Below are 14,818 nucleotides of genomic sequence, written 5' to 3'. Positions count from 1 at the left end.
TTTTCAGTATGGTGGATCTGCTGAACATTAACAATAAAGGAGTGCATAGTGGCCCGTATAGCAGGCATTAACATTCCTGATCAACAACATGCTGTGATTGCGTTACAAGCAATTTATGGTATCGGTAGTACTCGTGCAAAGACAATTTGTGCTGAAGCGGGTATTCCTGAAAATGTTAAGATCAGAGAACTATCTGAAGATCAGATTGAACAGTTACGCGAACAAGTCGCTAAATTCACTGTTGAAGGTGATTTACGTCGTGAAGTAACTATGAGTATCAAGCGTTTATTAGACCTTGGTTGTTATCGTGGTGTGCGTCATCGTCGTGGACTTCCTGTCCGTGGTCAACGCACTAAGACTAACGCTCGTACCCGTAAGGGACCGCGTAAGCCAATCAAGAAATAATTGAGGTGATAATAAATGGCAAAGACACCTGTTCGTACACGTAAACGTGTTAAAAAGCAAGTTTCTGATGGTATAGCTCATATTCATGCATCATTTAACAATACAATCGTAACAATTACCGATCGTCAAGGTAATGCGTTGGGTTGGGCAACCGCTGGTGGTTCTGGTTTCCGCGGCTCTCGTAAATCAACTCCTTTTGCAGCTCAAGTAGCAGCAGAACGTTGTGCCGAAGCTGTAAAAGACTACGGAATTAAGAATCTGGAAGTTATGGTTAAAGGACCTGGTCCTGGTCGTGAGTCAACAATTCGTGCATTAAATGCAGCGGGTTATCGCATCACTAATATTACTGATGTAACTCCGATTCCTCATAACGGTTGTCGTCCACCAAAGAAACGTCGTGTTTAATTTTTTATTAAACATTGAATGTTTATAGGATTATTGGAGAAAAAAAATGGCAAGATATTTGGGACCAAAGCTCAAATTAAGTCGTCGTGAAGGTACAGATTTATTCCTTAAGTCTGGCGTCCGAGCGGTTGATAGTAAATGTAAGTTAGAACAAGCTCCTGGACAACATGGTGCGCGTAAACCGCGTTTATCAGATTATGGTGTTCAGTTACGCGAAAAACAAAAAGTTAGACGTATTTATGGAATTCTAGAGCGTCAATTCCGTAATTACTACAAAAATGCAGCACGTATTAAAGGTAATACTGGTGAAAACCTACTTGCTCTTTTAGAACGTCGCTTAGATAACGTTGTTTATCGTATGGGATTTGGTGCAACTCGCGCTGAAGCTCGTCAATTAGTTAGTCATAAAGCTGTTCTTGTTAATGGTCACGTTGTGAACATCGCATCTTATCAAGTTTCACCTGAAGATGTTATTAGTGTTCGCGAAAAATCAAAAAAACAAGCACGTATTAAAGCCGCTTTAGAGTTAGCTGAACAACGTGAAAAACCAACATGGTTAGAAGTTGATGCTAGCAAAATGGAAGGTGTATTTAAACGCTTACCAGAACGTTCAGATTTATCTGCTGACATCAACGAACATTTGATCGTCGAACTTTACTCTAAGTAAAGTTTAGCACTTAAGAGAGGACATAATGCAGGGTTCTGTAACAGAGTTTTTAAAACCTCACCTAGTTGACGTTGTTCAATACAGCCCAACTCATGCGAAAGTGACTTTAGAGCCACTTGAGCGTGGTTTTGGACATACTTTAGGTAATGCACTACGCCGCATTTTATTATCATCTATGCCGGGATATGCAGTGACCGAAGTTGAAATTGACGGTGTTCTGCATGAGTATAGTACTAAAGAAGGCGTTCAAGAAGATGTGCTTGATATTCTGCTTAATTTGAAAAAATTAGCGGTTCGTGTACATACCAAAGATGATGTTATGCTGACTTTAAATAAATCAGGCGTTGGTGCTGTAACTGCATCAGATATCACTCATGATGGTGATGTTGAAATTGTTAATCCTGATTTAGTAATTTGTCATCTTACTGATGCCAATGCTTCAATTAGTATGCGTATTCGTGTACAACGAGGACGTGGTTATGTCCCTGCTTCTGCTCGAGTTAAGTCAGAAGATGAAGAACGACCTATCGGTCGTCTATTAGTTGATGCATGTTATAGTCCAGTTGAGCGTATTGCCTATTCTGTCGATGCTGCTCGTGTGGAACAACGTACTGACCTAGATAAACTTGTTATCGATATGGAAACCAATGGTACTATCGATCCAGAAGAATCTATTCGTCGTGCATCTACTATTTTGGCTGAACAACTTGAAGCTTTTGTTGATTTACGTGATGTACGTCAACCAGAAGTCAAAGAAGATAAACCGGAATTTGATCCAATTCTTTTACGTCCAGTAGATGATTTGGAATTAACTGTTCGGTCTGCTAATTGCTTAAAAGCAGAAGCAGTTCATTATATTGGTGATTTAGTGCAACGTACCGAAGTTGAGTTACTTAAAACCCCTAATCTTGGTAAAAAATCTCTTACCGAAATTAAGGATGTGCTCGCATCTCGTGGTTTATCTTTAGGCATGCGTCTTGAGAATTGGCCACCAGCAAGTATTGTTGAAGACTAAGATAAAATTTATATAAGAAGGATAAAGTTATGCGCCATCGTAAAAGTGGTCGTCAACTGAACCGAAATAGCAGCCATCGTCAAGCGATGTTTCGTAATATGACAAGTTCATTAGTTGAACATGAAATTATCAAAACAACATTGCCTAAAGCAAAAGAGTTGCGTCGTGTCGTTGAGCCGTTAATTACGCTAGCTAAAAGCGATAGCGTAGCTAATCGCCGTCTGGCTTTCGCTCGTATCCGTGATAAAGATACAGTAAAAAAATTATTTTCTGATTTAGGCCCACGTTTTGCTACCCGTCCAGGTGGTTATGTTCGCATTTTAAAATGTGGTTTCCGTGATGGAGATAATGCTCCAATGGCTTATATTGAATTAGTTGATCGCCCTGCAGTAGAAGCAGAAGTGGCAGCTGAATAAATAATTAAAGCTTAAATTAAAACCGGCTATTTAGCCGGTTTTTTATTATCTAGATATTACCAATTTGGTTAATTTTATTTACTTACACTATATAAATCATCTTATCTACTTTTTTCAGAATTTAGTATAAATTATTGTCGATATTTACTCAGTTAAATCTTAATGTTCAAATTAGCAATCTAATGTTAAGTAAACTAGTAGCAATATGATAGACGTTAAACAGAATGGTGAATGGATTTTAGTGTTAGTTACTATTTTGCCGTAGTTGGTTGAATTTCTTCAAAAGACGCAATTTTAGAATGCCTCCTTTAGTTTTTATGCGATTAAGATTTCTCTCTTCCTGTATTATTTTATTTTCGGTCTGTTTAAGTACTTAACAATGAATCAATTTGACAAATGTACCAAGAGCAATAATAACTGGCTGTTTACCAATCAACTAATGTCATTTTATGGATATTAGCAATAAGTATTGGAGCGCAATTAGGTGAAGGCTCTTTAATTATGATTTTATCGATATTAATATCACCAATTTTGGTTGGTTCTTTTTTAAAGAAAAGCCATTAGTTATATTTTGGCTCTTATTACCGATTCTTGTTGGCTTTGATTTTTGTCTTTATCAAATAATTGATCTTTAAGCATCAATCAACTCTGATTTTTAATTTCTGCACTAGCTTAAGCAATATCTTTTGTTTTTGATAGTTGATTAGTTCAAAAAACAGCAATTTTGCCGTTAATTTGTATACAAATCCTTTTTACTGGTACAGCAAGCCTAATTATTTCTGTATTTGCCAAAAGTTGGCCGACAAGCATCAGTTTAATTACTTTAATATGGTTTATCGTTAGTATTTTTATTGCTACAATTTTTACGATTTGTTTTGTAATTTGTTGGAAAGAAATACGTCCCTGTAAGCAATGCAAAAATAATCATGATTTTAGAGCCTGTATTTACAACTTTAACTGGCGTGTTTCCATACCATGGGTAAATAAAGTAGTAACTTATTGGCTTTAATTTCTCTGCTTTCTTACCAGGGGGGATTCCGTGAAAAGTAGCACTTGAGTTCCTAGAATTATTAAATTCGGATTTAATAATGAGGCGGTGGTGTTTCTTCTGATAAGTTAGCAATATTTGAGGCTTGCGTAGCCTGTAATTTTTGTGATAACAATATTAGTTGTTCTTTAAGTTTGCTAATGTCTGTTTGAAGATTAACAACCATTTGATTGAGTTCTTCGATGGTCATTTCTTGAAATGCGACTTTAGTCTCTAATAATTCCAGTTGTTGGTTCATAGTATATTCATTAATTGCTAAGTAATTTTATATTGTAAGTAAAAGTAATTATAAAATCCATCCTCGTTCTGCAAAAGAAACATACTCACCTTTACCTATTACAAGGTGATCAACTATACGTACATCAATCAATTCACAAACTTGTTCAATTTTTTTTGTTAATATACGGTCAGCTTGGCTTGGTTCGGCTAATCCAGATGGATGATTATGAGCTAAAATTAATGCAGCTGCATTATATTGTAATGCCCGTCTAGCAACTTCTCTTGGATGAACTTCTACGCAGTTATAGGTTCCAACAAACATTTCTTCAGATGTAATGACATGATGTTGGTTATCTAAAAATATCACCATAAAGATTTCACGATCTTTATCCATTAAGCGGCTAGCGAGGTAATGATGGGTTAAGCTTGGTGAGGTTAGGTAACTTTCATGGCTTATTTTAACTTTTAAATAACGATTAGAAAGTTCAACTACTGCTTTTAACTGTGTATATTTTGCGGTTCCAAGACCTTGCTTTTTACAAAATTCATCGTGGCTGGCATTGATTAAATGATAAAATGAGCCAAATTCATTTAATAATTTTTGTGACAAATCTAAGACTGGTAAATTCTTTATTCCTGTGCGTAAAAAAAGGGCCAGTAATTCAGCATCGGATAGTGTTTCGACACCAAATAGTAATAATTTTTCACGAGGCATTAAAGTAGGGGTTTGTGCTGGCATAATCGAGTTATTGTTATTAACGAAAATGTGATTATTGTTTATGCTGTGAAAAATAATAAGTAGAGAAATTGAAAATTGTGAACTAACTCGCAATAATGAGATTATTTTTACGCTAAATAAAAAAGCGCTAACAAGCGCTTTTTAACTGATTATCTATTCGAAAATTAATGACAGCCACAGCCGCCGTGTCCACCGCCACAACAACCGCTTTCTTCTTCATCTTCATCATGGTCATGTCCACCACAACCACAGCCACCATGTCCATGGTCGTGACCATGAGCACCATGAATATGTCCGTGTGATATTTCATCTGGAGTTGCTTCACGAATTGCTAATACTTCAACATTGAAATTTAGATCTTGACCTGCCAACATATGATTACCATCGATAGTTACACTATCACCATCGATTGCAGTTATTTCAACAGGTAAAGATCCTTGATCTGTATCTGCAAAAAAACGCATTCCGACTTCAAGTTCTTCGACACCAACAAAAACGTCACGTGGTACATTTTGTACTAGTGCATCATTAAAATCACCATAAGGATTAACTAATTCAACGTCAAATTTATCACCCACCTGATGGCCTTCTAAGGCATTTTCAAGGTCTTGTAATAAGTTTCCTGCACCATGTAGATATTCAAGTGGCGCAACTGTTGTTGCTTCATCAACTAAAACACCATCTTTAGTACGAACTTGATATGCTAAACTTACCACTGTGTTTTTTGCTATTTTCATGTTTTCTCCAACAAACTGTTATTGAGCAAATAGTGTTAGATTTTAACGGAAAAAAATCGATCTGTATGCTATTTTCTTTGCATTTTAACAAGTTTTGCTAATGTTATATTTTTTAACTGATTTTGCTTTAAATGATAATTTTTAATTGATAAATAATAGTTGGATAGCTAGTTGAAATCAATTAAGCTGATAGAGTGAATTTTACACAGTACTTTATTGTAGCTAATATTAAATTATTGCTAATGACTAAAAATAGTGAAGAAAGGGGATTTTATGTTGAAAGTTAATGATTATTTTGAAGGTAAAGTAAAATCTATCGGTTTTGAAAATGGTTCTACCGGTAAAGTCTCTGTTGGTGTGATGTTACCAGGTGAATATATTTTTAATACTGATAATCCAGAGGAAATGACCGTCATAACCGGTTCACTTAAAGTGTTATTGCCTATGGCAAATGATTGGCAAATATTTGAAGCTGGTCAAGTTTTTCATATTGCTAAAGAAAGCAAATTCGATGTTCAGGTATCAGAACCAACCGCTTATTTGTGTCGTTACCTAGCAAAATAACCATTAGCTAATTAAGTTATAGTTATTAAAGATACACTAATGTGTTACAAATAATATTATTAAATTAACCATTAGATTCGCTCGTGTAAAATTGGTTTATATTTTATTTGGGCAATGATAATTTTTTAGATTCTTAAGGTTCTATAAAATAAATATAATGGTTATTAAATCATCATTATTGCAATTAATTGTTAAAAGCGATAGATAATTTTTAAAATTAAGATGCTGAGCTTTTGATTTAGATTAACAGATATAGTATGAAATTACAGATAAAATGGATTAGTAAAAATTTTATATTTTGAATTAGACAGTAATATTAATTTACTCTATACAAAAGTTTTATTATTTAGAGGTTAAGATACAAAATATCATGGTAATAAATCAAAAAATAAGGTGTCAGAATAAATAACTGACACCTTGCTTGCATATCAAGTTGATATTATTTAAGTTCTAATTCATTCATAGCTGCGATGCTAAATCCACCATCTACATGAATGACTTCACCAGTAATACCTGATGATAGGTTCGAACATAAGAATGCTGCTGAATTACCCACATCTTCGATAGTTACTGTACGACGAATAGGGGTAACTGATTCACAATGTGATAACATCTTTTTAAAATCTTTAATACCTGATGCAGCTAAAGTACGAATAGGACCAGCTGAAATCGCATTTACACGTATACCTTCAGGTCCCATTGCATTTGCCATATAACGTACATTTGCTTCTAAAGATGCTTTAGCAAGACCCATAACATTATAGTTAGGAATTGCACGTTCAGCACCTAGGTAAGAAAGAGTAACTAATGCTGAATCGGGATTAAGCATTGAACGACAAGCTTTAGCCATAGCTACAAAGCTATAAGAGCTGATATCGTGGGCAATAGCAAAACCTTCACGAGTTACCGCATTAACATAATCACCATCTAATTGATCTCCTGGCGCAAACGCAATAGCATGTACAAAACCATCAAATTTGTCCCATGTTTTTGCTAGCTCAGTAAATAACGATGTGATGCTGTCATCATGTGCTACATCACAAGGTAAAACGATATTAGAATTAAAATCAGCAGCAAACTCTTCAACACGGCTTTTTAATTTCTCGCTTTGATAAGTAAAGGCTAATTCTGCGCCTTCTCGATGCATTGCTTTTGCAATACCATAAGCGATAGAACGGTTGCTTGCAACGCCGGTAACCAGAATGCGTTTACCTGTTAAAAATCCCATAAATTATTCCTCTAATATTTTCACTATATAGTCTAGAATGCTGATGATTATATGTTGATATAGTTAACTTCGCTACTATAAATTTATTTTTTAATTGGTTATTTGCTTTTTTTATTTTAGTCGCAAATAGTTATAGTTAATTTGAATCGTAATTGACAATTATTGTTTATGATAAGGTAAGCCATAAACTATTTTAATATATTACAGGGCATTGCCCTGTAATAAGTTTGGTTATTTTTTCGGTAATAATGTAAATATTTTAGGGTTTTGACCTATCAATTTTTGCGCAAGTTCGTTGACGGTTTCTAATGAAATATCTTCAACTTGTGTTAATTGTTGATTTAATTGTACAAAATTACCATCATCTGTTGCTGTTTGAGCGATGGCAGTACTCCAATATTGGGCACTTTTTTGTTGTTCTTTATAATCTTCTTTCCATGCTTTTTTCGCTATGCTGAGCTCTTGAAGATTAATACCATGTGAACGAATATTATCCATAACTTGATTAACTAAAGATTTAATTTCATTGACCCGTTTAGGATCGGTGGTGAAATTAAGCCTAGCAAGGTAGTAAGATTCTGGTCGCTTGATTATCTGCTCTGAAAAAATAATAGTATAAACACCAGAGTTTTGTTCTCGAATAGCAGTATGTAAGCGAGCATTTACAACTTTATCAAGTAAATTTAAAGCAAGTTGATTGTTTTGACTCCAATCTGCTTTAGTTGTATACAATAGACTTACCATTGCTTTATCACTGGTGCCATGTGGATAATTAAATTGCATTGGCTTGTTAATTGGCGTGATATGATTGTTATGCCAATGTAACTTAGTGGAATTACCGTTAATCCCTGCAAGCCATTTTACAGTTAATGCTTTTAGTTGCTTTGTATCTACATTACCAGAAATCGTTAAAACCATCGAATTTGGTGATGAGTAGAGCATTTGATAAGTCGATTGTAATTGTGTGCTAGTAAAGTGACGCCATGCACCATTTGGATCAACCATTAAACGTTGACTATTATTAAATGTATTTTTATGGATAAAATCTAAAAATTTTCTTTCTACTGGTAATTTATTTTGCATCAACACAGCATTTTGCTGTGCTAATGACAATTTTTGTGAATTAAATTGTGGCGCTGTTAATTTTAAATAGAGTATAGAAAATAACGATTCTAATTGATCATCGGTTGTACTACCTTGAAAACCATGATGTAGAAGCTCAGCATAAGGTTTTAATTCTCCATATTGCCGTAATTCTTTACTGCTATAATTGCCATAACCGCTGAGTTCAGCTAATTGCTGAGACCAAGTTACTGCTCCTAATTGTGAATTAGCATCTAATGATTGACCGCCTGGAATTCTTAAATTGATTTGGATATTATCAGTTAATTTTTGATTTGGGTATACAATAACCCTCATACCATTATTAAGAATCCACTCTTCGCTATCAAGCTCTTTTAATGTATTTGTTTTAACGATAGTACCCTGTACTGGAGGTGCAATGATTAAGGGTTTATTTTGAGTTTGATAAGTAAATTCACTCAGTTGAGTATCATCTTTATGTCGAGTTGCTTTCCATAATGCAACAATAGCACTTTGCGATATTATTTTTTTATCGTTATCAGGTCCGATAATTGCAACGCGTAAGTGACTCTGCTCTAAACGACGAGAAATAACTTGTTTAAGCTTTTCCGGTGTTATTTGATTAATAATTGATTGTGTTATAGCTAATTGCTGTTTTTTATTTATCATCGGCATTTGGTATTCGACTGCCGTGGTTAAGCGTTCAGCTAATTGGTTATTACGGTAATTATTTTCACTTGCTGCTTGTTGTGATAATTTGGTTAATATCTGTTTAGTGGCCTGTTCGTACTCTTTTTTAGATACAGGCATTATCGCTAATCGTTGCAGCTCATCAAACATTAATTGTAGCGTTTCTTGATAATGATTTTGATTTGGAATAGCAAATAGTAGGTATTGTATTCTTTTTTCATCTAATAAAACACTTTGCTCTTTCACTTGAGCTAGTTGCAATTTTTGATTTTCAGTAATCAATTGCAGGCGTTTATTTAGAATAGATAGCCAAATTTGATCTACAATATCATCAGTCATTCCTTGTGAAGTATTTAATGGTGCAATAGCATCGCGTTGCAGCATAATTTGGATCAATCGTTGCCCTTGCTCTGCATCAAATATCATTTTAACTAGCGGAGTTGGCTGAGAAGAAAATTGTCGTAAAGATGGTATATCTATTGGTGAGTTTCCTTTATCTGCAACACCAAAATATTTGTTTATCTCTTGGCGTATAGATTGTTCATTAAATTGGCCAATTACAATTAAGCTCATTCTTTGTGGTTGATACCATTTTTGATAAAAAGCTTTAGCTTCTTCAACCGGACTATTTTTGATTATAGATAACGATCCAATAGGTGAGCTATTAGCGTATAAACTTCCTTGGTAACGTAATTGATCGAGTTGTTCATTAATTCGATAAGCAACACCTTGTCGTAAGCGCCACTCTTCGACAATTACATTGCGTTCCTGATTAAAATCAGCAGGATCAAATGAGATATTATAAGCCCAGTCCGCCATTACCTGTAGACCCGTTTGAATGGCTTGTGGATTGGTTGGTAATGATAATTTATATATTGTAGAGTTAAAACTAGTAACGGCATTAATATGCGCTCCAAATGTTATGCCATATTTTTCTAACTGTTTCCGGCTTGATTGGTTAGGGAAGTTTTTTGTACCTTTAAATGCCATATGTTCAACAAAATGTGCTAGCCCTTTTTGCTGTTCTGTTTCTTGCACTGAGCCACTATGGATAACTAATCTTAATTCAGCGCTATCACTCTGTTTTGGCATTAAAATTACTGTTAAACCATTATCCAATTGATAACGTTTTATCATGGGATCTTGTGGAAGTGATGTGCTTTGTACACAGGCGGTTAGTACAAATAAAACACAACAAACAATCAAATTTTTCATTTTTCGTCCTATAAAAATACTTTAGATATTGTGATCTATATAAATATCTACAATGTTTTATTAATATTAATTACTTGGTTAACTAATGGCTCTAATTCATTTTGATGTGAAACTAATACTATCGCACTATGTGTTAATGTTTTTTTTAAGCGATCTATCATGATTATTGCACTGTCAACATCTAGCCATGATGTAATTTCATCAAGTAATAATAAATCAGGTTTATTCAGGTATAACCTAGCAAATAATAATCGTTGTTTTTCACCACCAGATAATCTTGTTTCCCAATTATCTTCTTTTTCAAGCTCATGATTTAGCTCAGTTAATCCTGCAAACTCTAATGCTTTTTCTAATTCATTTTGATTATAAACATTGGCATGTTGTGGATAACTTATTAAATCAGCTAATTTGCCAAAACCAATATAACTTTTTTGCGGTAACCAAATATAGTTATCTGTTCGATTTATCGATCCAGAAAAATGAGGCCAAAATCCAGCTAAACTTTTTAATAATGTTGATTTACCACTTCCTGACACACCTTTTATTAGTAATGATTGTCCTGCTTTTAATTGGCAAGAGATGGAAACTAAAGGTAAATTATTAGTATTCATGACTTGTAAATTAGCTACCTTTAATAGGTAGTTAGATTCTAAATCATCATTTTTTATATTAGGTTCAATTGGTTCTTCTAGTAATATGACAAAATTATAAAGTCTTGTTACTGTTGCTTGCCATACTGCGATATCTTTATAACTGAAAATAAACCAGCTTAATGCACTATTGAGTTGAGTAAATGCCATCCTAATTTGCATCAATCCACCTAATTGGATTGCACCGCTAATAAATTTAGGTAAAGCAAAAAATATTGGAGCCAATGATGAGATGTGGCTAAAGCCATTGACGAAAAACAATAAGTTTCGTTCTTTATTGATCAACTGGTACCAATTGCGGATGATAGCTGAAAAATGGTGTTGTAGTTTTGTTTGTTCTTGCTCCTGTGCATGCTGCCCAGCAATGTTATCACTATTATCGCGACATCGAATTAGGGCACTACGATAGTTTGCTTCATTTTTTTGTTTTTCAACATTAATACCATGTAGTTTTCTACCAATTAAATGGGTAAGTAATATACCAAAAGTAACGTATAAAAGGCAGACGAAAAACATATAACCAGGTATGGTTATTGTGATGTCAAACAAGTTGAATGAAATTGATCCTGATAAATTCCATAGGATCATTGAAAACGAAACAAAAGTGAATGTTGATGTTAAAAAAGAAATGAGTAGACCTAATGATTGCGAAATTAATAGATGTATATCTTCAGCAATACGTTGATCTGGATTATCAGGTTCAAGTTGTCGATTTTGTAAATGGTAATGCTGCCCATTTTTAGACAGCCATTTTTGGGTAATATGCACTGTCATCCAATTACGCCATTTTATTAATAATTTTTTTCTTAAATAATCAGCATAAACAACTAATAAAATGAGAATGGCAATCAATAGAATGAATTGTAATAATAAACTGTAAATAGTAGTACTATCAAGACGTTGTAAAGCATCAAAGAACTTACCATTCCATTCATTGATTAAGACATTAAACCAGATTGATGTTAAACTCAATCCAATAGTAACAATTAGTAATAACCAAGCGACCATTGATTGTGATGATCGCCAAAAAGGTTTAACTAAAAAATAAAATTGTTTTAACTTGCTCACGATCTTATTATTTCTATTAAGTTACTTAAAAAACACAATGATAAATGATGGTAGACTAGAAATCATAGCCGATTTGCATCCAAAATTGGCGACCTATATCATAAGAATTTAAGATAATAGGGTTGCCATTAGCGTCAACACCATAATTATATCGATCAGTTACATTGCGTTTATTTAATAAATTATTGACTTCCAATGACATATTCGCACCATAAGCAAAACTCGGTTTCCATAGCATTTTTACATCCCAACGAAATGTACTACCAAAATCTTCACGATCATAACGTGCTAATTGGCCTTTGTCTGGATCCCATTTGTATGAGCTTTCATATCTCACAGCTTGAGAGCGTTGAGCATGCCATTGGAACTGATTATAAATTGACAGATCATAATCAGGAAACGCAGTCGTAAGCTCTAAATTAAATCTTAATGGAAGATTAAAATCAGTTGCTGGTAATTTGGACGCTTTAATAACTTTCCCATTATAATAAACATAATCTTTATTAATTCTTCTTCCGGCAGCATCATAATGAGCATAACCTACTTTTGGTGTATTACTCTGATTTTTTTCCCAGATAATCGATGCTTTTAAGGTATTTTCAGTTGTAGCAATTTTCCATTTTTCGGGATTAGTTACACTAATAGCAAAACTGTTATGTTCACTTTTACCTGTATTGTCAAATGTGCGTACCGAAGATCTAGCATATTTAGGTTTACTGACTACTTCGTCACGGCTATTACGGTGTACATATTCAAATTTCCACAGTGTATCAAGAATTTTTTGTTCAATACCAAAGTTAATTTCATCACTGTAAGGTGTAGAAAGATGATTTAAACCTTCAAAATCAGTTTTGTTTGTCCAATTATCACCAATGACATCACCTGGCTTACATTTGTCGTGGTTACAGTTATATAATCCACCATTTTGTGCACCATATAATGCATAGCCCATCATTGTTCTACCGTAATAGCGGTTATAACCAGCAATTAAATTAGTCTGTTTAGTACCAAATAGATCATAGGTTGTCGCTATTCGTGGAGCGACATTATAATTTTTCACAAAATTATCGTAGTCAACCCGTATTCCTGGTTGTAAGGTTAAGCGGTGATAGGTGATAGTATCGTCAGCATAAAGTGCGTAGTTTTTATAATCTGCACTATAAGTTCCTTTCTTGAAGGCATTGATCATCCAATTCTTCCAAACATCATTATAATTAACAAAGTTATATCTAAAAAAGTCTTTATTACGGATATAAGATGCGTTTGTTTTTTTGAATTCAAATCCAGATTTTGGTTGATGTAATGTGTTACCCCAATTAATCGGCGTAAATGTGAATTTACCTTTTAATTCGGTATTTTTTTGTTTAGTTTTTAAATCACCAATACCACCAGATTGTTTTTCAAAGTTTTCATCTGGTTCCATCCAATTTTCATAACGATAAGAAACATAATATTTTTGGTCATCTTTACGTTTATCTTCTAATACCTGGTAACCGGTAGTTAATTCTAATTCACCTAAATCTTGTTGCGAAGTTAACTGTAATGATGAGCCAATGCCAGTATGGTTAGTTTTAAATCCAGAATTAGCAACATTGGCAGAAAATGAATAGTCCTGGTAATTAGAATAATTTACTGACCAATCTAAATAGGTATTATCCGTCATATACCAACTAAATTTAGATAAGTAGTTATTGGATGTTCGTGTTTGATCTTTATAGCCACCAGCAGCGTCAATAGCTGCAATTTTGTTTGATGAGTCTAGAATAATTGCTTCACCGCGATAAGCGTAAGATGAAATATCTGATTCTTTTCGAGAAGCGGAGAAAACAAAACCTAAATTATCAGTGATACCAGATTCAAACCATCCGCCAAAGTTTTCTTTTTTATAATGTGGTTGAAAACGATTTGGTCGGTTTGAAGTATTTTGTGTAGGACTAAAATCAACACGTTTATCGGTATGTATTTTATTCCAAGCTGAACGAGTAGTATTGTAGTAAACACTACCTCCTGTAGTATATTTCCAACGACGTCCGGTAACATCAATAACACCGCCAGTAAATCCACCATATTCCACAGGAATGTTCTTATCATAAACTTTAACATTATCGATTAAACGACTGTCAATATATAGACCTTGCTCATCAGAATTAATACGTGTAGCCGTAATATCATCATTAGGATTTGACGGATCAATATCGTTGTTAAAACTAATGCCATCTAGCATAAAATTATTTTGATAGCTTGATGCGCCATGAATTGTAACTTTAGAGGGTTTGATTTCCCCTTGTTGATTGCCATTATTGCTACTATTTGATACTTGAATTGACGGTAATGTTTTTAAAATATCGGTAATATTGCCGTTACCCATTGTACCGGTACGAATTTCTTCTGATGTAATAAGTTCTGGTTGTGATGCTATAGGATTGGAGTTAAATTTTGCCTTTACAACCATAACCTCTTTTTTATTATCCTCTTTATTTTCTTCAGTTAGTGCTTCTTTGTTATCTTGATGTTTTTTTTCATCTTTAACATCTTCGGCTTGAGTGTAAATTGGAAATAATAAACAACAGAGGATTGAGTAGATTTGATAAGGTTTACACATGATAAATTTAATGATAACTAATTTAAATAAGAATGGATCTTATTATCATTATCATTTAAATCAATTT

13 protein-coding genes are annotated in these 14,818 nt (G+C 33.8%); 6 read left to right on the top strand and 7 right to left on the bottom strand.

The genetic code is table 11. The features are described from left to right. The first annotated feature begins 48 nt into the window (after positions 1–48). From rpsM to rplQ, 5 genes are read left to right on the top strand one after another with little or no spacing between them, the layout of a single operon-like run. Positions 49–405 carry a 30S ribosomal protein S13 gene (gene rpsM / locus B6D18_RS00465; RefSeq protein WP_086362669.1) on the top strand — a complete coding sequence of 119 codons (357 nt, stop codon included), beginning with the start codon at positions 49–51 and terminating at the stop codon, positions 403–405. A gap of 15 nt (positions 406–420) precedes the next feature. Continuing rightward, a complete protein-coding gene (gene rpsK / locus B6D18_RS00460) occupies positions 421–810 on the top strand; it encodes a 30S ribosomal protein S11 (protein WP_025314405.1) in 390 nt (129 codons plus the stop codon). Between the two features lie 46 nt (positions 811–856). Next, positions 857–1,477 (top strand): 30S ribosomal protein S4, encoded by a 621-nt coding sequence (rpsD, locus tag B6D18_RS00455; protein WP_065577881.1) that lies wholly within the window; start codon positions 857–859, stop codon positions 1,475–1,477. Positions 1,478–1,502: 25 nt separating this feature from the next. Then, entirely contained in the window at positions 1,503–2,492 is a 990-nt protein-coding gene (rpoA, locus tag B6D18_RS00450; RefSeq protein ID WP_034902352.1) for a DNA-directed RNA polymerase subunit alpha, read from the top strand. A gap of 29 nt (positions 2,493–2,521) precedes the next feature. Beyond that, complete coding sequence (gene rplQ, locus B6D18_RS00445; RefSeq protein ID WP_086362668.1) at positions 2,522–2,908, top strand: 50S ribosomal protein L17; 387 nt, start codon at positions 2,522–2,524, stop codon at positions 2,906–2,908. Positions 2,909–3,990: 1,082 nt separating this feature from the next. Here the strand turns inward: rplQ and B6D18_RS00435 are convergent. From B6D18_RS00435 to slyD, 3 genes are all read right to left on the bottom strand, one after another. After that, on the bottom strand, positions 3,991–4,194 hold the full coding sequence (locus tag B6D18_RS00435; protein ID WP_216818788.1) for a SlyX family protein: 204 nt from the start codon (positions 4,192–4,194) through the stop codon (positions 3,991–3,993). A gap of 48 nt (positions 4,195–4,242) precedes the next feature. Continuing rightward, a complete protein-coding gene (gene radC, locus B6D18_RS00430) occupies positions 4,243–4,914 on the bottom strand; it encodes a DNA repair protein RadC (RefSeq protein ID WP_086362665.1) in 672 nt (223 codons plus the stop codon). 164 nt (positions 4,915–5,078) lie between these two features. Further along, positions 5,079–5,651, bottom strand: a complete 573-nt coding sequence (gene slyD / locus B6D18_RS00425) for a peptidylprolyl isomerase (RefSeq protein WP_086362664.1) — start codon at positions 5,649–5,651, stop codon at positions 5,079–5,081. A 273-nt stretch (positions 5,652–5,924) separates the two neighbouring features. Here slyD and ppnP point away from each other — a divergent pair, with 273 nt between their 5' ends. Beyond that, positions 5,925–6,215 (top strand): pyrimidine/purine nucleoside phosphorylase, encoded by a 291-nt coding sequence (gene ppnP / locus B6D18_RS00420; protein ID WP_086362663.1) that lies wholly within the window; start codon positions 5,925–5,927, stop codon positions 6,213–6,215. 439 nt (positions 6,216–6,654) lie between these two features. Here the strand turns inward: ppnP and fabI are convergent, their stop codons facing one another. The 4 genes from fabI to B6D18_RS00400 form a co-directional block, all read right to left on the bottom strand. Then, positions 6,655–7,443 (bottom strand): enoyl-ACP reductase FabI, encoded by a 789-nt coding sequence (fabI, locus tag B6D18_RS00415; protein WP_086362662.1) that lies wholly within the window; start codon positions 7,441–7,443, stop codon positions 6,655–6,657. A 231-nt stretch (positions 7,444–7,674) separates the two neighbouring features. Next, positions 7,675–10,431 carry a pitrilysin family protein gene (locus tag B6D18_RS00410; RefSeq protein WP_086362661.1) on the bottom strand — a complete coding sequence of 919 codons (2,757 nt, stop codon included), beginning with the start codon at positions 10,429–10,431 and terminating at the stop codon, positions 7,675–7,677. A gap of 47 nt (positions 10,432–10,478) precedes the next feature. After that, complete coding sequence (locus B6D18_RS00405; RefSeq protein WP_086362660.1) at positions 10,479–12,149, bottom strand: ABC transporter ATP-binding protein/permease; 1,671 nt, start codon at positions 12,147–12,149, stop codon at positions 10,479–10,481. Positions 12,150–12,204: 55 nt separating this feature from the next. Next, positions 12,205–14,751: a TonB-dependent siderophore receptor gene (locus B6D18_RS00400; RefSeq protein WP_086362659.1), complete on the bottom strand. Its 2,547-nt coding sequence runs from the start codon at positions 14,749–14,751 to the stop codon at positions 12,205–12,207. Positions 14,752–14,818: the final 67 nt, after the last annotated feature.

It is taken from the genome of Gilliamella sp. A7 (assembly GCF_002142015.1).
Taxonomy (GTDB): domain Bacteria; phylum Pseudomonadota; class Gammaproteobacteria; order Enterobacterales; family Orbaceae; genus Gilliamella; species Gilliamella apis_A.
The sequence above is the reverse complement of the archived record's forward strand: the minus strand, read 5'-3'. Positions and strand labels throughout refer to the sequence as shown.